This window comes from Rhodococcus olei (assembly GCF_039540555.1).
GTDB lineage: Bacteria > Actinomycetota > Actinomycetes > Mycobacteriales > Mycobacteriaceae > Rhodococcus_G > Rhodococcus_G olei.
The window spans coordinates 137,380-155,724 of sequence record NZ_BAABFB010000024.1; the positions used below are offsets into that span (position 1 = coordinate 137,380).

Here is an 18,345-nt window from a genome sequence, read left to right on the forward strand (position 1 = left end):
ACAACCCAGCGGTGTGCTCCGCCACACCGCTGGGTTGTTCTTGCCCGTATTCGCGTTCACGGCTATCCTGAGGGCGTTCGCCCATCGTGCGTATCAGTCGCCGGTGCTCTGTCAGGGCAATCACTCCCGAAATCTGGAGTCTCCCGATCGGATTTCCTTTCGGTCGCGAAGCTCGGAAATCACGGAACCGCCCCCCGAGTCCCGGATTGCGTGTTATCCGCCGGACCCTCCCGTGTTCGAGAAATCGGCGCTCGAGGTTTCGGCTCGGAGAAGACGCCTGAGTGCGGAAGCGGGTGGACGGCCCGACATTTCCCGAAACATGTCCGGCACATCCGAGTTCAGTAATTGAGCTGCGGGACGAACCCTCGACTCAGCGCCGCGCGGGCGAGGGAAGGAAAGGACATCCGTGACCGATACGGACCTGATCGCCACTTCTGTGCTCGACTCTGCGGTGTCCACCGCGTCGAGCCCGAGCGGCGCTTCACAGACCTCAGCGACGGACCCCGCCGTCGCCGCCGCGACCAAGCGCGCCGACGCGCGTCGCGGCTCCGGCCTCTCCGGCATGGTGCTCGCCGAACTGCGTGCACTGGCCGGTGAGCTGGGCATCAAGGGCACGTCCGGCATGCGCAAGGGCGACTTGATCGCCGCGATCAAGGAGCGGCAGGCCGGCGGCGCCCCCGCGAAGTCCGCCAAGACCGAGGCGCCCGCCAAGACCGACGCCCCGGCCGCGAAGGCCGAGGCTCCGGCCGCGAAGACCGAGGCGCCCGCCAAGACCGAGGCCCCGGCCGTGAAGGCCGAGGCCCCCGCTGCCGAGACCACCCGCGAGCAGACCGCCGGTGACGGCGGCACCGCCGAGGGCGAGCAGACCGGCCGCCGGGGCCGCCAGCGCCGCGGTGCGTCGCGGACCGGTGAGCAGGCCGACACGACCGAGTCCACCGAGGAACGCCAGTCCGGCCGCCAGGAACAGGGCGGCGAACGGCCGCGCCGGGAACGTGGCCAGGGCGGCCGCGGCAACCAGGACCGTGGCCAGGAAGAGCGTGGCCAGGGCGAGCGTGGCCAGGGCGGCCGCGGGAGCCAGGAGCGTGGCCAGGACGAGCGTGGCCAGTCGGACCGTGCGCAGGGCGGCAACGGGCCGCGCGGCGAGGGTCGCGACGGCCGTGGCGACGAGGACGGCGAGGGTCGCGGTCGGCGGGGTCGCCGCTTCCGCGAGCGTCGCCGTGGACGCGACCGCGGTGAGGGCGGTGGCGGTGGCGAGGTCGAGATCCGCGAGGACGACGTCCTGCAGCCGGTCGCCGGCATCCTCGACGTCCTCGACAACTACGCGTTCGTGCGCACCTCCGGCTACCTGGCCGGGCCGAACGACGTCTACGTGTCGATGAACCTGATCCGCAAGAACGGTCTGCGTCGCGGTGACGCGATCACCGGTGCGGTCCGGGTGCCCCGCGAGGGCGAGGGCGGCGGCAACCAGCGGCAGAAGTTCAACCCGCTCGTGCGCATCGACACCGTGAACGGCGGCGACATCGAGGCGGCCAAGCGGCGCCCCGAGTTCAACAAGCTGACGCCGCTGTACCCGAACCAGCGACTGCGTCTGGAGACCGCGCCGAACATCCTGACCACCCGCGTGATCGACCTGATCATGCCGATCGGCAAGGGGCAGCGCGCGTTGATCGTGTCGCCGCCGAAGGCCGGTAAGACGACGGTGCTGCAGGACATCGCGAACGCGATCGCCATCAACAACCCCGAGTGCTACCTGATGGTCGTGCTGGTCGACGAGCGACCCGAAGAGGTCACCGACATGCAGCGTTCGGTCAAGGGTGAGGTGATCGCCTCCACCTTCGACCGGCCGCCGTCAGATCACACCTCCGTCGCCGAGTTGGCGATCGAGCGGGCCAAGCGACTCGTCGAGAACGGTCGCGACGTCGTCGTGCTGCTCGACTCGATCACCCGGCTCGGCCGCGCCTACAACAACTCGTCGCCGGCGTCGGGGCGCATCCTGTCCGGTGGTGTCGACTCGACGGCGCTGTACCCGCCGAAGCGATTCCTCGGTGCGGCGCGCAACATCGAGAACGGCGGTTCGCTCACGATCATCGCGACCGCGATGGTCGAGACCGGTTCGACCGGTGACACCGTGATCTTCGAGGAGTTCAAGGGCACCGGCAACGCCGAGCTCAAGCTCGACCGGAAGATCGCCGAGCGGCGGGTGTTCCCGGCGGTCGACGTCAACCCGTCCGGTACCCGCAAGGACGAGCTGCTGATGAGCCCCGACGAGTTCGCGGTCGTGCACAAGCTGCGGCGGGTGCTGTCGGGCCTCGACTCGCACCAGGCGATCGACCTGCTGATCGACCGGCTGAAGAAGTCGAAGAGCAACGTCGAGTTCCTGATGCAGGTCACCAAGACCGCGCCCGGCGCGATCGGCGACGACTAGCAGCGGCTTCGTCTGTGAGTGCATTTCACCCCGGTCGGGGCGAAATGCACTCACAGGCCCGGAGCGCGGGAACAGATTCGCCGCCGGGGCCGTTTAGGAATACGTCGGCGGCCTCTGGCAGAATCGACGAACGCGCCACCGGCATCCGCCGGTGCGGCACGACCATGTCCGGTTCCGGTTCACGACTTCGATCGGCGAAGTCGACCCGGCGACCACTGAAAGGGACACCATGAAGGCAGGAATTCACCCCGAATACGTGGCGACCACCGTCGTCTGCGGTTGCGGCAACACCTTCGAGACCCGGAGCACCGCGCAGAGCGGCCGGATCACCGTCGAGGTCTGCTCGCAGTGCCACCCGTTCTACACGGGCAAGCAGAAGATCCTCGACACCGGTGGACGCGTCGCCCGCTTCGAGGCCCGCTACGGCAAGCGCGCCCCCAAGAAGGCCGCAGCCGACAGCTAGCGCCCTGGCCGACGCCCGTCCTGTGCTCCTTGCAGGCCGGGCGTCGGCTTTTTTGCAGCCCGGCGCCCGGCGCCCGGCAACCCATTACGCACATTCTCGACCCTGGAGCGAATCATGGCGGGCACGACGCAGCCGTCGGCCATCGACGACATTCTGGCCGAACACGCCGGCCTGGAACTGCAGCTGGCGGATCCGTCGCTGCACAACGACCCGGCGGCCGCCCGGAGGGTGGGCAAGCGTTTCGCCGAACTTGCTCCGATCATGGCGACCCACGTCAAGCTGCTGGCCGCGCGCGAGGACCTCGAGGCCGCGCGCGAACTCGCCGCCGACGACTCGGGTTTCGCGGCCGAGCTGCCCGACCTCGAGGCGCGGGTCGCCGAGCTGGACGTCGCCCTGACCGACCTGCTCGCGCCGCGCGACCCGCACGACGGCGACGACGTGGTGCTCGAGCTCAAGTCCGGGGAGGGTGGCGAGGAGTCCGCGCTGTTCGCGTCCGACCTGGCCCGCATGTACGTCCGCTACGCGGAGCGGCACGGCTGGCGCGTCGAGATCCTCGACGCCACGATCTCCGACCTCGGCGGGTACAAGGACGCGACCCTGTCGATCAAGTCGAAGGGCGACACCCGTGACGGCGTCTGGGCGCGGTTCAAGTTCGAGGGCGGCGTGCACCGCGTGCAGCGCGTCCCGGTGACCGAGTCGCAGGGCCGGGTGCACACGTCCGCTGCCGGTGTCCTGATCTACCCGGAACCCGACGAGGTCGAGGAAGTGCAGATCGACGAGGGCGACCTGCGTATCGACGTGTACCGCTCGTCCGGCAAGGGCGGCCAGGGCGTCAACACCACCGACTCCGCGGTCCGGATCACCCACCTGCCGACCGGCATCGTCGTGACCTGTCAGAACGAGCGGTCCCAGCTGCAGAACAAGGCCCGCGCGATGCAGGTGCTCGCGGCGCGGCTGCAGGCCGCCGCGGAGGAGGCCGCCGAGGCCGAGGCGTCGGCGGGCCGCGCCAGCCAGGTCCGCACCGTGGACCGGTCCGAACGGATCCGCACCTACAACTTCCCCGAGAACCGGATCACCGATCACCGCATCGGGTTCAAGTCGCACAACCTCGACGCGGTCCTCGACGGCGATCTCGACGCGCTGCTCGACGCGCTCGGCAAGGCGGACCGGGAGGCCCGGCTCGCCGCGGAGTGATCGCGGGCGAGCCCGGCCCGGCGACGGGTCAGTCGTCGGGCTCGCCGGCCGGCTGGGCGACGTCGATGCCCGGCAACAGGACGCACGTCTGGCCCTTGGCGTTCTCGTACATGCCCCAGACCGCCGAGACGACGGTCCCGCCCTCGGGTTCGACCAGCACCGCGGGCGCCTTGTCCAGGCCGTCGGCGGGTGCCATCCTGGCCGCGCCGGGCTCGCCGGTGTTCACGTTGACCCAGTTGACGTCCGGACCGGACCTGCCCTGCTCGGCGACGACGAACAGCAGGTCGTCCGGCTCGATCACGGCCTGATCCACGTGGGTGAGCGACTGGACCGGGGCGATGCCGTCCGCGCGGAACAGCGGAGTCGGCTGGACGTCGATCGGAGCGGCGGCCGCGAGTGCGGGCGCGGCGAGAACGGCTGCGCAGGCGAGTGCGGCCGAGGCGGTGGCGCGGAAGGCGAATCTTTGCACGTTCATGGGGATTCCTTTCCGTTGTCCCGACCAACCGACCGTATCCACCCATCCGGTCGCCGGCGGACTTCGTGACCTGTGCGTGTCCGGTTCGTGAGGGCGTGGCAGGCTGAGCGGGTGAGCCGACAACCGCTGCGCCTGGCGATCCTCGATGCCACCCGACTCCTCGAGGCCGCGGGCGTGCCCAGTCCGCGGACCGACGCGGAACTGCTCGCCGCCCACGTGGTCGGCGTCGAACGCACCCGGCTCGGCCTGGTGCCGCTGGTCGACGCCGAGGTGATCGACCGGTACCGGTCGCTCGTCGACCAGCGTGCGAAGCGGATCCCGTTGCAGCACATCACCGGGGTCGCGGTGATGGGGGAGATCGAGCTGGCCGTCGGACCGGGCGTGTTCGTGCCGCGCCCCGAGACCGAGCTGCTGCTCGCGTGGGCGCTGGCCGTGCTCGCGGACGTCTCGACGCGCCCGCCGGTCGTGATGGACCTGTGCACGGGGTCGGGTGCACTGGCGCTCGCGATCGCGCACGCCAGGCCGGACGCGGTGGTGCACGCGGTCGAGCTGGAACCGAAGGCGCTCGCGTGGGCCCGGCGGAACGCCGACACGCTCGCCGGTCAGGGTGACACCCCGATCCGGCTCCACCACGGCGACGTGACCGATCGCTCGCTGCTGACCGAGCTCGAAGGCGGTGTCGATCTCGTGGTGTCGAACCCGCCGTACGTTCCCGAAGACGCGTTTCTCGACCCCGAGGTCGCCGACCACGACCCCGCGTCGGCGCTGTTCGGCGGGGCCGACGGGCTGTCGGTCATCACGCCGATGATCTCCAACATCGCGCGCTGGCTGCGGATCGGGGGAGCGTTGGCGATCGAGCACGACGACAGCAACGGCGGCCAGGTCGCCACGCTGCTGCGGGAACGTCGCGTGTTCGGCGAGGTCGCCGAACACCCGGATCTGGCAGGCAAGCCCCGGTTCGTCGTCGCGCGGCGGGTCGCGACCGAGGCCGAAGCGGCGCGACGGGCCTGACTGTCGGTGGTGGCGGAACCGGCGCTGCGGGCCGGGTGAAAGGATGGACAGGTGAGCATCGTCTACGACTGCGGACAACCCGAGACCCGCGAGGCCGGAATCCGGGCCGCCACCAACGCCCTCAAGGCCGGCCGGCTGGTGGTCGTCCCGACCGACACCCTGTACGGCCTGGCCGCCAACGCCTTCGACGGCGAGGCCGTGGCGAGCCTCCTGCAGGCCAAGGGCCGGGGCCGGGACATGCCGGTGCCGGTGCTCGTCGGCTCGTGGAACACGATCGACGGCCTGGTGTTCACCGTCCGGCCCGAGGCCCGGGAACTGATCCGGGCGTTCTGGCCCGGTGGCCTGAGTCTCGTTGTGCAGCAGGCGCCTTCGCTGGCCTGGGACCTGGGAGACACCCGCGGCACGGTGATGCTGCGGATGCCGCTGCATCCGGTCGCGCTGGAACTGCTCCGCGAGGTCGGTCCACTCGCGGTGTCCAGTGCGAACATCTCCGGCCACGCGCCGGCGGCCACCGCCGAGGAGGCGCGCAGCCAGCTCGGCGGGTCCGCCAGCGTCTATCTCGACGGTGGCCGGGCCGAACACGCCGTCGCGTCGACGATCGTCGACCTGACCTCCGACGCCCCACGGATCCTGCGGGAGGGGGCGGTCCCGACGGCCTCCGTCGCCGAGGTGCTCGGCGTGACGGCCGAGAGTCTGCTCGCCGGCGGAGCGCGGGGATGAGCACCGCGCAGTGACCGTCGTCGACCACACCCTCCTGCTCGCCGCGGACACCCCGGTGAGCCGCGGGGCGGGGGTGCCGCTGCGCGAGCTGCTGCTGGTGCTGTTCACCGCCGCGGTCGTGACGTTCCTCGCGACCGGCGCGGTGCGGTTGTTCGCGCTCAAGTTCGGTGCGGTCGCCGTCCCACGCGACCGCGACGTGCACGTCACCCCGACGCCGCGACTCGGCGGCCTCGGGATGTACCTCGGGTTCGCCGCCGCGCTGCTGTTCGCCCAGCAGCTGCCGGCGCTGACCCGCGGCTTCGAATACAACACGAAGGACATCCCGGCGGCACTGGTGTCCGCCACGGTGATCGTCGCGGTCGGCTTCATCGACGACCGGTGGGGGCTCGACGCGCTCACCAAGTTCGTCGGCCAGGTCACCGCGGCCGGGGTGATGGTCGTGATGGGTGTGAGCTGGCTGGTGCTCTACATCCCGTTCGGCGGCGGCACGACGGTCGTCCTCGACCAGCTGCAGGGCGGGCTGTTCACCGTGCTCGTCGCGGTCGTGATGATCAACGCGATGAACTTCGTCGACGGCCTGGACGGACTCGCCGCCGGGCTCGGCCTGATCGCGTCGGTGGCGATCTGCGTGTTCTCGGTCGGCCTGCTCCACGAACAGGGCGGCGACGTCAGCGCGTATCCGCCCGCGATGCTCGCGGCGGCGCTCGCCGGCGCCTGCCTCGGCTTCCTGCCGCACAACTTCCAGCCCGCGCGGATCTTCATGGGGGACTCGGGGTCGATGCTGATCGGGCTGATGCTCGCGGCGATCTCGACCAGTGCCTCCGGCCGGATTCCGTTGAACGCCTACGGGTCCCGCGATATGCTCGGTCTGCTGTCGCCGCTGTTGCTCGTCGGTGCGGTGATGTTCATCCCGATCCTCGACCTGCTGCTCGCCGTGGTGCGGCGGACGATGGCCGGGCGCAGCCCCTTCGCGCCGGACAAGATGCACCTGCATCACCGGCTGCTCCAGATCGGGCACTCGCACCGACGGGTCGTGCTGCTGATCTACCTGTGGGTCGGGGTCCTGGCGTTCGGCGCGGTCGGGTCCGCGCTGTTCGACCGGCGCATCGTGGTGCTCCTGCTCGCCGGCGGTCTGGTGTTCGCACTGGTGGTGACCGCGGTCCCGTCGCTGCGGCTGCAGCAGGTCCGCGGTCGCGAGCACAGCGGCGGGTGACCGGACGGCGCCGGGGGCGCCGCACGGGGGAGCCGGGAGACGTTGCCCTAGGCTTGTGGACCGTGAGCTTCTCTCCCGAACCCGTGCCCGATCCGTCCGCACCCCTGCGCGCCGCGGTGCGCTGGGGAGTCATGGGCCTGGCGGCTCTGGCGGTCGTGAGCGCGGCGGTCGCATCCCTGGTTGCGGGGTGGGCGGGCCTGTGGGGTGCGCTGATCGGCGTCGCGGTCGGCGGCGGATTCATCCTGTGCACGGCGCTCGCGGTGCTGTTCACCGAGAAGCTGCCGCCGGCCACGTCCGGACTGATCCTGCTCGGCAGCTGGTTGCTGAAGATGATCCTGGCGATCCTGGTACTCGGCCTGCTCAAGGGCATGGACTTCTACAGCAAGCCGGCGCTGGTCATCGTCATCGTGCTCGCGCTCGTGATCGTGCTGGGCGCCGAGACCTATGGGCTGCTCCGGGTGAAGGTGCCCTACGTGGACGCCCCCGACCAGAAGTCCGACGAAAAGTAGTACTACGGCCCGCCGTCGGGGACATGTGGTACCCCCCGTCTACACAACGTCGTAGATGTATTGATAAGGTCAGGGCCAACGCGGGTGCTGGAACGGCGCGAATCAGACGAACGAGCGTCGGCCGGCGGTCGCACAGGTGTCTCCCGTTCGAGTGTTTCGTAGTACGAAACTGTGCGTGGTGGGGCCGCCGAGTCGACGAAAGTCGCCGACACCGACAGACGTGAGGCACCGGAATCCTCCTGGATTCGGACCTGCCACAGCGGCTGACGAATACGCGAGCCGACCTTGTCGACTTGTTAGTTCGTCAATGTCCGATCGAACCGCAGGCGATGCCGCCTGCGGCCACGACTACGGGAGAGACCGCTGAGCGTCACCACCCTGGCCGCGGAGTTCCATCCGCCGTCACTTGCAGACTTCTTCCCTCCCGCCGTGCTGTTCGAGGGCACGCCGTTCGAGCTCGACCGTCTGATGCTGATCCGCATCCTGATGACGGTCGTCCTGCTCGGCGTCTTCGCGTTCGCGATGCGCAGCCCGAAGCTGATTCCGCGCGGCGCGCAGAACGTGGCGGAGATCGGCCTGAGCTTCGTCAAGGACCAGATCGCCGACGAGGTGCTCGGGAAGGAACAGGGCAAGCGGTTCCTGCCCGTCCTGGTCACGATCTTCTTCACCGTGCTGTTCCTGAACATCACCAGCGTCATCCCGTTCTTGAACATCTCCTCGAACGCCCGTATCGGCATGCCGCTGGTGCTGGCCGCGCTGGCCTACGTCACGTTCAACTACGTGGGCATCAAGAAGTACGGCTTCTTCAAGTACGTCAAGAGCAGCATCGTCGTTCCGAACGTCCCGATCGCGCTGCACTTCCTGCTGATCCCGATCGAGTTCGTCTCGACGTTCATCCTGCGTCCGTTCACGCTGACCGTCCGACTCATGGCCAACATGCTGGCCGGTCACATCATGCTCGTGCTGTTCTTCAGCGCCACCCAGTTCTTCTTCTTCGAGGCCGCCGCCGGAATGAAGGTCTTCGGTGTGTTCTCGCTGGCAGCCGGCCTGGGCTTCACCCTCTTCGAGTTGCTGGTGATCTTCCTGCAGGCGTACGTCTTCGCCCTGCTGACCGCCGTGTACATCGACCTGGCGTTGCACGCCGACTCGCACTGACCCGCATCACGCACCACACAAACTGACCCTCCGCCGAACCCGGCGGCGGGCAACAGAAAGGGAACGAATCCACATGAGCCTCGCGTACCTGGCACAGGAAGCCGTCGAGCAGACCACCACCGGTAAGGGCTACGGCGCCATCGGTTACGGCCTCGCTGCCATCGGCCCCGGCATCGGCGTGGGCATCGTCGTCGGCAAGGCCATCGAGGGCATCGCGCGTCAGCCCGAGCTGGCCGGCCAGATCCGTACCAACATGTTCCTCGGTATCGCGTTCACCGAGGCCCTGGCGCTGATCGGCCTCGTCGCCGGCTTCATTTTCTGATCTCGCCATGTCGAACATTGCAGTGATCGCGGCCTCGGAGACGGAGGACATCAATCCTCTCGTCCCCGAGACCTATGACATCGTCTGGTCGCTGGTCTGTGTCGTCGTCATCGGCTTCGTCTTCTGGAAGTTCATCCTTCCGAAGTTCCAGCAGGTCCTGGCCGATCGCTCCGACCAGATCGAGGGCGGCATCAAGCGGGCCGAAGAGGCCCAGACGGAGGCGAAGGCCGCGCTGGAGCAGTACCGCGCCCAGCTCGCCGACGCCCGTACCGAGGCTGCGGCCATCCGTGAGGATGCCCGTACCCAGGGGCAGCAGATCATCAACGAGATGAAGGTGCAGGCGCAGGAGGAGAGCGACCGGATCGTTGCCGCCGGCAGCAGCCAGCTCGCCGCCCAGCGTCAGCAGATCGTCGCGGAGCTCCGCAGCGATCTCGGCCGCACCGCGGTCGACCTCGCCGAGAAGGTCATCGGTGAGACCCTCGCCGACGACGTGAAGCGGGCCGGCACGATCGACCGTTTCCTCAGCGAACTCGACACCGTCAGCGCTGACTCCGCAAACGGAAAGTGAGCACCATGTACGCAGCAAGCCGTGAGGCGCTGACTCGGACGAGGAGCGCCCTGGAATCAGCGTTGGCCGCGGTGTCGGCCGGCGCGGCGACCGCGGCTGCGGCACAGACCGGCGCGGAGCTGTTCACGGCGGTCGAGGTTCTCGACGGCCAGCGCACCCTCCGCGCCGCGCTGGCCGATCCGTCGGCTCCCGCGGCCGTCCGGGAAAACCTTGCCGAGCAGGTGTTCTCGGGCAAGGTGTCCGCCGAGACCCTGGCGACCCTGAAGACCGCGGCCGTTCAGGACTGGTCGACCTCGGCGGACCTGCGGAACTCGCTGGTCCGGCTGGGCCGGGAGTCGCTGCTGCGCGCGGCCGACGACCAGAACCAGCTCGACACCGTCGAGGACGAGCTGTTCCGGCTCGGTCGCATCGTGGCGGGCAACCCCGACCTCGAGCAGAGCCTGTCCGATCGTGCCCGTCCGGTTGCGGCCAAGCGCGAGCTGCTGTCCAAGCTGCTGTACGGCAAGGTCACGGCGGTCACCGAGGCGTTGGCGGGTCAGGCGGTCGGCCGCCTGCAGTCGGCTCCGGCGGACGCGTTCAACGAGCTGTCCGAGCTGGCCGCGGCCCGCCGCGACAAGGCGGTCGCGCACGTGCGCAGCGCCCTGCCGCTGTCGGTCGCCCAGACCGAGCGCCTCGCCGAGACGCTGACCAGGACCTACGGGAAGCCTGTCACCGTGCACGTGGAGGTCGACCCCGAGCTCCTCGGTGGACTCGTGGTCCGCGTGGGTGACGAGGTCATCGACGGCAGCGCCGCGGGACGACTCGCGTCGCTGCGCAAGAACCTCAAGTAGCCGGCGTCCACCTGCTGCGCCCCGCAGCACCCACCCTCCCGAACCATTTTCGAGACCAGATACCGAGAGCAGGAAGAACATGGCGGAGCTGACGATCTCCTCCGACGAGATCCGTAGCGCGATCGAGAACTACACCGCGAGCTACTCCCCGGAGGCCTCCCGTGAGGAGGTCGGCACGGTGTCCGACACCAGTGACGGCATTGCGCACGTCACCGGCCTGCCTTCGGCGATGGCCAACGAGCTGCTGGAGTTCCCCGGCGGCGTCCTCGGTGTCGCCCTGAACCTGGAGGCCACCGAGATCGGTGCCGTCATCCTGGGTGACTTCCAGGACATCGAAGAGGGCCAGCAGGTCAAGCGGACCGGCGACGTCCTCTCCGTTCCCGTCGGCGACGGCTTCCTGGGCCGCGTCGTCAACCCGCTCGGCCAGCCGATCGACGGCCTGGGCGAGATCGAGTCGACCGAGAACCGCGCCCTCGAGCTGCAGGCCGCGACCGTTCTCGAGCGTCAGCCCGTCGAGGAGCCGCTGCAGACCGGCATCAAGGCCATCGACGCGATGACCCCGATCGGCCGTGGCCAGCGCCAGCTCGTCATCGGCGACCGCAAGACCGGCAAGACCGCGGTCTGCATCGACGCGATCCTGAACCAGAAGGCGAACTGGGCGACCGGCGACCCGAAGCAGCAGGTCCGCTGCATCTACGTCGCGATCGGCCAGAAGGGCTCCACCATCGCCGGCGTCAAGCAGGCGCTGGAGGAGAACGGCGCGATGGAGTACACCACCATCGTCGCGGCCCCCGCCTCGGACTCCGCCGGCTTCAAGTGGCTGGCCCCGTACACCGGCTCGGCCATCGGCCAGCACTGGATGTACCAGGGCAAGCACGTCCTGATCGTGTTCGACGACCTGACCAAGCAGGCCGAGGCGTACCGCGCCATCTCGCTGCTGCTGCGTCGCCCGCCGGGACGTGAGGCCTACCCGGGTGACGTCTTCTACCTGCACTCCCGTCTGCTGGAGCGGTCGGCCAAGCTGTCCGACGCGCTCGGTGGCGGTTCGCTGACCGCGCTGCCGATCATCGAGACCAAGGCCAACGACGTCTCGGCGTACATCCCGACCAACGTCATCTCGATCACCGACGGTCAGGTGTTCCTCGAGTCCGACCTGTTCAACAAGGGCGTCCGCCCCGCGATCAACGTCGGTATCTCGGTCTCCCGAGTCGGTGGCGCCGCGCAGACCAAGGGCATGAAGAAGGTCTCGGGCTCGCTGCGTCTCGAGCTCGCCCAGTTCCGCGAGCTGGAGGCCTTCTCGGCCTTCGCCTCCGACCTGGACGAGGCCTCGAAGGCCCAGCTCGAGCGTGGCCAGCGTCTGGTCGAGCTGCTCAAGCAGGACCAGTACAGCCCGATCGCGGTCGAGGACCAGATCGTGTCGATCTACCTCGCCGGCGAGGGTGTCTACGACTCCGTGCCCGTCGACGACGTGCGCCGGTTCGAGGCCGAGCTGCTCGAGGACCTGCACCGCAACGCCGCGGGCGTGTACGAGCAGATCAAGGGCGGCAAGGCGCTCGAGGACGGCTCGATCGAGGCTCTCAAGGCCGCGACCGACAAGTTCAAGCAGGGCTTCCTCGCCTCCGACGGCAGCCGTGTCGTCAACGAGGCCGAGGCCGCCCCGCTCGGTGCCGACGAGGTCAGCCAGGAGCAGGTTTCCGTCACTCGCAAGCACGTCGCCAAGTGAGCGTGACGGCCGTGACGGATTCTCGTGGGGAAGGAGGGACTGAGTAGATGGCAAGCCTGCGCGAACTGCGCTCCCGCATCAAGTCAGTCAACTCGACCAAGAAGATCACCAAGGCGCAGGAGCTGATCGCCACCTCCCGCATCACCAAGGCGCAGGTTCGGGTCGCGGCCTCAAAGCCGTACGCCGAGGAGATCACCAAGGTGCTCTCCGCGCTGGCGAGCGCCTCGGGTTCCCTCGACCACCCGCTGCTGAACGAGCGCCCGAACCCGAAGCGTGCGGCCGTGCTCGTGGTCACCAGTGACCGCGGCATGTGTGGTGGCTACAACTCCAACGTCCTCAAGGAGGCCGAGGAGCTGTTCCAGCTGCTGCGCAGCGAGGGCAAGGAGCCCGTGCTCTACGTGCTCGGCACCAAGGGCCTGACCTACTACACGTTCCGTGACCGGGACGTGAAGGGTGCCTGGACCGGGTTCTCCCAGGATCCGGGCTACGCCGACGCGGCGCGGGCCAGCCGGCACCTCGTCGAGCTGTTCATGGCCGGTTCCGGAGCCGAGGTTCCGGCGTACAACGGCGAGGGCACCGTCGAGGGTGTCGACGAGCTGCACATCGTCTACACGAAGTTCGTGTCGATGCTGACGCAGTCTCCGGAGGTTCGCCGGATGGCGCCGCTGGAGGTCAGCTACCAGGACGAGAACTTCGAGCTCGGCGAGGACATGCTCTCCGACTCGAACGGTGCCGAGCCGACGGCCCAGTACGACTTCGAGCCGGAGGCCGGGACGCTGCTGTCCGCCCTCCTGCCGAAGTACATCAACACCCGCATCTACTCGTCGCTGCTCGATGCCGCGGCGTCGGAGTCGGCCGCACGCCGTACCGCCATGAAGGCGGCCACGGACAACGCGAACGAGCTGGTGAACACCCTGAGCCGCGAGGCCAACCAGGTTCGCCAGGCCCAGATCACCCAGGAAATCAGCGAGATCGTCGGTGGCGCGAATGCGCTCGCCTCGAGCGCAGGAAGTGACTAAGAGCACATGACCGCAGCAGTTACCCAAACCAACGCGAACGGCGCGGGCACCACGTCCGGCCGGGTCGTGCGGGTCATCGGTCCCGTTGTGGACGTTGAGTTCCCGCGTGGCGCCGTCCCCGCCCTGTTCAACGCCCTGAACGCGGAGGTCACCCTCCCGTCCGTGGCCAAGACGCTGACCCTCGAGGTGGCGCAGCACCTGGGCGACAACCTGGTGCGCACCATCTCGATGCAGCCGACCGACGGCCTGGTGCGTGGCGCCGCGGTCGTCGACTCGGGTCGGCCGATCTCGGTTCCCGTCGGCGACGTCGTCAAGGGCCACGTGTTCAACGCCCTCGGCGACTGCCTCGACGCTCCCGGCACCGGTCGTGACGGCGAGCAGTGGGGCATCCACCGCAAGCCGCCGGCCTTCGACCAGCTCGAGGGCAAGACCGAGATCCTCGAGACCGGCATCAAGGTCATCGACCTGCTGACCCCGTACGTCAAGGGCGGCAAGATCGGTCTGTTCGGTGGCGCCGGCGTCGGCAAGACCGTTCTGATCCAGGAGATGATCACCCGTATCGCCCGCGAGTTCTCCGGAACCTCGGTGTTCGCGGGTGTCGGTGAGCGCACCCGTGAGGGCACCGACCTCCACCTGGAGATGGAAGAGATGGGCGTCCTCCAGGACACCGCCCTCGTCTTCGGCCAGATGGACGAGCCGCCGGGAACGCGTATGCGCGTCGCCCTGTCGGCGCTGACCATGGCGGAGTACTTCCGCGATGTGCAGGGTCAGGACGTGCTGCTGTTCATCGACAACATCTTCCGCTTCACGCAGGCCGGCTCCGAGGTCTCGACCCTGCTCGGCCGCATGCCGTCGGCCGTGGGTTACCAGCCGACCCTGGCGGACGAGATGGGCGAGCTCCAGGAGCGCATCACCTCGACCCGCGGTAAGTCCATCACCTCGCTGCAGGCCATCTACGTGCCCGCCGACGACTACACGGACCCCGCGCCGGCCACCACGTTCGCGCACCTCGATGCGACGACCGAGCTCTCGCGTCCGATTTCGCAGATGGGTATCTACCCCGCTGTGGACCCGCTGACCTCGACCTCGCGCATCCTCGAGCCCGGCATCGTCGGTGCCGAGCACTTCCGGGTCGCCAACGAGGTCAAGCGGATCCTGCAGAAGTACAAGGAACTGCAGGACATCATCGCCATCCTCGGCATGGACGAGCTGCAGGAAGAGGACAAGGTCCTCGTCGGCCGTGCGCGCCGTCTGCAGAAGTTCCTCGGCCAGAACTTCATCGTCGCCGAGAAGTTCACCGGTGAGCCCGGCTCCGTCGTGCCGCTGCGCGACACGATCGAGGCCTTCGACCGCGTCTGCAAGGGTGAGTTCGACCACCTGCCGGAGCAGGCCTTCAACAGCTGCGGTGGACTCGACGACGTCGAGGCCGCTGCCGCCAAGATCGCCGGAAAGTAGTCGACGATGGCTGAGATGACCGTTGAGCTCGTCGCCGTGGAGCGGCGGCTGTGGTCGGGGCAGGCGACGCTCGTCAGCGCCCAGACCACCGAGGGCGAGATCGGCATCATGTACGGTCACGAGCCGGTCCTCGGCCAGCTGGTCGAGGCCGGGACCGTTGCCATCACCACCACCGACGGCGAGCGACTCGTCGCGGCGGTGCACGGTGGCTTCCTCTCGGTGACCGGCAAGACCGTGACGATCCTGGCGGAGTCCGCGGACTTCTCCGGGGACGTCGACGTCGACGCCGCCAAGGCCGTCCTCGCCGACACCACGGCCTCCGACGAGGCGATCGCGATCGCCAAGGGCCAGCTCCGCGCTGTCGAGCGGGCCTGACCGGTACCACGAGAAGCCGCGACGAGGGCCGACGAGTAGTGACTGCTGGAGTGATCGTTCTCTTCATTCTGGTGGTGCTGCTCGCGGCCCTCGTCGCGGCTTTCGTGTACCGGCTGACGGTGCTGCGCCGCGGGGGCACGGCGACGATCCTGCGGGTGCTCCCCGCCGAGACCGGAATCGGCTGGCGACACGGGATCATCCGCTACGGCGAGGAATCGCTGGTGTTCTTCAAGCTGTCGAGCCTGCGGCCGGGCCCCGACCAGCGGATCTGGCGGCAGGGCATCGAACTCGGTGAGCGGCGGTCCCCGCGCGACACCGAGTACGACATCATGACCGACGAGATCGTGGTCGTCGGCGTGCGTGACGGTGACCGGTCGTTCGAGTTCGCGCTCGATCACGGTGCACTGACCGCGTTCCTGTCCTGGGTCGAGTCCCGGCCGTCGGGACGATCGGTACGCGGACGCCCCACCGGATTGACCGACTGACGAACGAACCCCGACCGGCGACCGGTCGGGGTTCTCGCGTTTCGGGAGACGGGATCAGGCCGTCGGTGGGGTACCGCCGGGTCGCCAGAGCACGTCGCCGCCCGGGTTGGCGACACGGCCGAGGATGAAGAGCAGGTCCGAGAGCCGGTTCAGGTACTTCGCCGGCAGCGCGCTGGTGTCCTCGGGCGCGGCCTCCACCGCCGCCCAGGCCGATCGTTCCGCGCGGCGGACCACGGTCCGGGCGACGTGTAGCTGCGCCGCCAGTACCGTGCCGCCGGGCAGGATGAACGAATTCAGCGGCTGCAGTTCGTCGTTGAACTCGTCGCACCACGCCTCGAGGCGCTCGACGTACTCCGGGGTGATCCGCAGCGGGGGGTACTTCGGATCCGGGACGACCGGCGTCGACAGGTCCGCGCCGGCGTCGAAAAGGTCGTTCTGGACCTGGCGGAGAACGCCGGTCATCCTCTCGTCGGGGGAGCCGAGGGCCTGTGCGAGGCCCAGTGCGGCGTTGGCCTCGTCGCAGTCGGCGTACGCGATCAGCCGGGGATCGTTCTTCGACACCCGGGAGAAGTCACTCAGTCCGGTGGTGCCGTCGTCTCCGGTGCGGGTGTAGATGCGGGTCAGGTGCACTGCCATGCGGTCACGGTACCGCTGTCTCGGCAGGTGCCGGGCCGGCCTGGTTAGGCTGTGCGACTGTGAGTGAACGGTTTCTGGTCACCGGTGGCAACAGACTGTCGGGTGAGGTGTCGGTCGGGGGCGCGAAGAACAGCGTCCTGAAACTCATGGCGGCCGCGTTGCTGGCGGAAGGCACCAGCACGATCACCAACTGCCCCGACATCCTCGATGTGCCGCTGATGGCGGAAGTCCTGAGGGGGCTCGGGTGCGAGGTCGTGCTCGAGGGTGACGAGGTGCGGATCACGACTCCGGCAGAACCGAAGTATCACGCGGACTTCCCGGCGGTCACCCAGTTCCGGGCCTCGGTGTGTGTGCTCGGTCCGCTCGTGGCTCGGTGCCGGCGGGCGGTGGTGGCGCTGCCCGGCGGTGACGCGATCGGGTCGCGACCGCTCGACATGCACCAGAGCGGACTGCGTCTGCTCGGTGCCCACAGCGAGATCCAGCACGGCTGCGTCGTCGCGGACGCCGACGACCTGCACGGTGCGAGCATCCGGCTGGCGTTCCCGTCGGTCGGGGCGACCGAGAACATCCTGATGGCCGCGGTCCTGGCCAAGGGCGAGACGGTGATCGACAACGCGGCCCGCGAACCCGACATCGTCGACCTGTGCAACATGCTGGGCCGGATGGGGGCGAAGATCGAGGGCGCGGGCACCTCCACCCTGACGATCGAGGGCGTCCCCGCGCTGCAGCCGACCACCCACCGCGTCATCGGTGACCGGATCGTCGCGGCGACGTGGGGCATCGCGGCGGCGATGACCCGCGGTGACGTCACGGTCCGGGGGATCAACCCGAAGCACCTCGCGTTGGTGCTCGACAAGCTGCGTGCCGCGGGCTCGCAGGTCACGACCGAGGCGGACGGGTTCCGGGTGGTGCAGGACGGTCGCCCGCGGGCGGTCAACTTCGCCACGCTGCCGTTCCCCGGATTCCCGACCGACCTGCAGCCGATGGCGATCGGTCTCGCGGCCGTCGCCGACGGCACCTCGATGATCACCGAGAACGTCTTCGAGGCGCGGTTCCGGTTCGTGGAGGAGATGATCCGGCTCGGCGCCGACGCCCGAACGGACGGGCACCACGCGGTCGTGCGGGGAATCCCGCGTCTGTCGAGTGCACCGGTGTGGTCGTCGGACATCAGGGCCGGCGCGGGTCTCGTTCTCGCCGGCCTGGTCGCCGACGGGACGACGGAAGTGCACGACGTCTACCACATCGACCGTGGCTATCCGCGGTTCGTGGAGAACCTGTCGGAGCTCGGCGGAGACATCGTGCGAGTGGGGGAGCACGACTGATCGCCACCATCGTCGAAAGGGCGTCACCGGTCCACGGTGGCGCCCTTCGTCGTATCCCGGCGGGGACGGGGTGTGCGGCGTCACACCGGGCGGAATCCGCGGGTTCGGGCGGGTGGGAGCGGCGCGACCAGCGGGTTCTCCGGCGGGTAAGCGGTGTGACCAGCGGATTTGCGTCGGCGTTCACGGCCACGTAACTTTTGTCGAGTCAGAGCGACACGGACACCGACTCCGCCCCCCCGGGGTGAGAGCGAACGAGGTTGGACGAAGGCGCCTGACAAGCCACTCAGAACCGATTACGTCGGCGTTTGCGCCGGGGATGGTGATGGGTTAGGCTGGAACAGTTGCCCCGGAGAGGCCGAGAGAGAATCTCGGGATCGATGGTGTGTGCGTGTTCTTTGAGAACTCAACAGTGTGCCGATGAATGTCAGTGCCAATATTTTTGGTA

The 18,345-nt window shown here is 68.7% G+C and carries 19 protein-coding genes; 17 read left to right on the forward strand and 2 right to left on the reverse strand.

What is annotated here, in order from left to right; translation table 11 throughout:
* Positions 1-406: 406 nt before the first annotated feature.
* The 3 genes from rho (at position 407) to prfA (ending at position 4,082) form a co-directional block, all read left to right on the forward strand.
* Complete coding sequence (gene rho / locus ABD951_RS06215; RefSeq protein ID WP_345342894.1) at positions 407-2,425, forward strand: transcription termination factor Rho; 2,019 nt, start codon at positions 407-409, stop codon at positions 2,423-2,425.
* Positions 2,426-2,654: 229 nt separating this feature from the next.
* Positions 2,655-2,888 (forward strand): 50S ribosomal protein L31, encoded by a 234-nt coding sequence (rpmE, locus tag ABD951_RS06220; protein WP_345342895.1) that lies wholly within the window; start codon positions 2,655-2,657, stop codon positions 2,886-2,888.
* A gap of 114 nt (positions 2,889-3,002) precedes the next feature.
* Entirely contained in the window at positions 3,003-4,082 is a 1,080-nt protein-coding gene (gene prfA, locus ABD951_RS06225) for a peptide chain release factor 1 (RefSeq protein WP_345342896.1), read from the forward strand.
* 28 nt (positions 4,083-4,110) lie between these two features.
* Here prfA and ABD951_RS06230 read toward each other — a convergent pair whose 3' ends face one another.
* Entirely contained in the window at positions 4,111-4,557 is a 447-nt protein-coding gene (locus tag ABD951_RS06230) for a hypothetical protein (protein WP_345342897.1), read from the reverse strand.
* 111 nt (positions 4,558-4,668) lie between these two features.
* Between ABD951_RS06230 and prmC the strand changes: the two genes are divergently transcribed.
* From prmC to ABD951_RS06295, 13 genes are all read left to right on the forward strand, one after another.
* A complete protein-coding gene (gene prmC / locus ABD951_RS06235) occupies positions 4,669-5,568 on the forward strand; it encodes a peptide chain release factor N(5)-glutamine methyltransferase (RefSeq protein WP_345342898.1) in 900 nt (299 codons plus the stop codon).
* A gap of 51 nt (positions 5,569-5,619) precedes the next feature.
* Entirely contained in the window at positions 5,620-6,288 is a 669-nt protein-coding gene (locus ABD951_RS06240) for an L-threonylcarbamoyladenylate synthase (protein WP_345342899.1), read from the forward strand.
* A gap of 10 nt (positions 6,289-6,298) precedes the next feature.
* Positions 6,299-7,501 carry a glycosyltransferase family 4 protein gene (locus ABD951_RS06245; protein ID WP_345342900.1) on the forward strand — a complete coding sequence of 401 codons (1,203 nt, stop codon included), beginning with the start codon at positions 6,299-6,301 and terminating at the stop codon, positions 7,499-7,501.
* 53 nt (positions 7,502-7,554) lie between these two features.
* Positions 7,555-8,010: a Cg1360 family ATP-synthase-associated protein gene (locus ABD951_RS06250; RefSeq protein ID WP_345342901.1), complete on the forward strand. Its 456-nt coding sequence runs from the start codon at positions 7,555-7,557 to the stop codon at positions 8,008-8,010.
* Between the two features lie 336 nt (positions 8,011-8,346).
* Entirely contained in the window at positions 8,347-9,165 is an 819-nt protein-coding gene (atpB, locus tag ABD951_RS06255; protein ID WP_486374950.1) for a F0F1 ATP synthase subunit A, read from the forward strand.
* 73 nt (positions 9,166-9,238) lie between these two features.
* Positions 9,239-9,487, forward strand: a complete 249-nt coding sequence (locus ABD951_RS06260) for an ATP synthase F0 subunit C (protein WP_027503025.1) — start codon at positions 9,239-9,241, stop codon at positions 9,485-9,487.
* 7 nt (positions 9,488-9,494) lie between these two features.
* Entirely contained in the window at positions 9,495-10,055 is a 561-nt protein-coding gene (locus ABD951_RS06265) for a F0F1 ATP synthase subunit B (RefSeq protein ID WP_345342902.1), read from the forward strand.
* 5 nt (positions 10,056-10,060) lie between these two features.
* Positions 10,061-10,885, forward strand: coding sequence for a F0F1 ATP synthase subunit delta (locus tag ABD951_RS06270; RefSeq protein WP_345342903.1), 825 nt, complete (start codon positions 10,061-10,063; stop codon positions 10,883-10,885).
* Positions 10,886-10,964: 79 nt separating this feature from the next.
* On the forward strand, positions 10,965-12,608 hold the full coding sequence (gene atpA, locus ABD951_RS06275) for a F0F1 ATP synthase subunit alpha (protein WP_345342904.1): 1,644 nt from the start codon (positions 10,965-10,967) through the stop codon (positions 12,606-12,608).
* Between the two features lie 47 nt (positions 12,609-12,655).
* Positions 12,656-13,627 carry a F0F1 ATP synthase subunit gamma gene (locus ABD951_RS06280; RefSeq protein WP_345342905.1) on the forward strand — a complete coding sequence of 324 codons (972 nt, stop codon included), beginning with the start codon at positions 12,656-12,658 and terminating at the stop codon, positions 13,625-13,627.
* 6 nt (positions 13,628-13,633) lie between these two features.
* Positions 13,634-15,082 (forward strand): F0F1 ATP synthase subunit beta, encoded by a 1,449-nt coding sequence (gene atpD / locus ABD951_RS06285; RefSeq protein ID WP_345342906.1) that lies wholly within the window; start codon positions 13,634-13,636, stop codon positions 15,080-15,082.
* Positions 15,083-15,088: 6 nt separating this feature from the next.
* Complete coding sequence (locus ABD951_RS06290) at positions 15,089-15,457, forward strand: F0F1 ATP synthase subunit epsilon (protein WP_345342907.1); 369 nt, start codon at positions 15,089-15,091, stop codon at positions 15,455-15,457.
* Between the two features lie 50 nt (positions 15,458-15,507).
* A complete protein-coding gene (locus ABD951_RS06295; protein ID WP_345342908.1) occupies positions 15,508-15,942 on the forward strand; it encodes a DUF2550 domain-containing protein in 435 nt (144 codons plus the stop codon).
* Between the two features lie 54 nt (positions 15,943-15,996).
* Here ABD951_RS06295 and ABD951_RS06300 read toward each other — a convergent pair whose 3' ends face one another.
* Positions 15,997-16,578 (reverse strand): cob(I)yrinic acid a,c-diamide adenosyltransferase, encoded by a 582-nt coding sequence (locus ABD951_RS06300; RefSeq protein ID WP_345342909.1) that lies wholly within the window; start codon positions 16,576-16,578, stop codon positions 15,997-15,999.
* A 59-nt stretch (positions 16,579-16,637) separates the two neighbouring features.
* Between ABD951_RS06300 and murA the strand changes: the two genes are divergently transcribed.
* The gene (gene murA / locus ABD951_RS06305) at positions 16,638-17,900 is read left to right on the forward strand and encodes a UDP-N-acetylglucosamine 1-carboxyvinyltransferase (protein ID WP_345342910.1); all 1,263 of its coding nucleotides are present in this window, start codon (positions 16,638-16,640) and stop codon (positions 17,898-17,900) included.
* Positions 17,901-18,345: the final 445 nt, after the last annotated feature.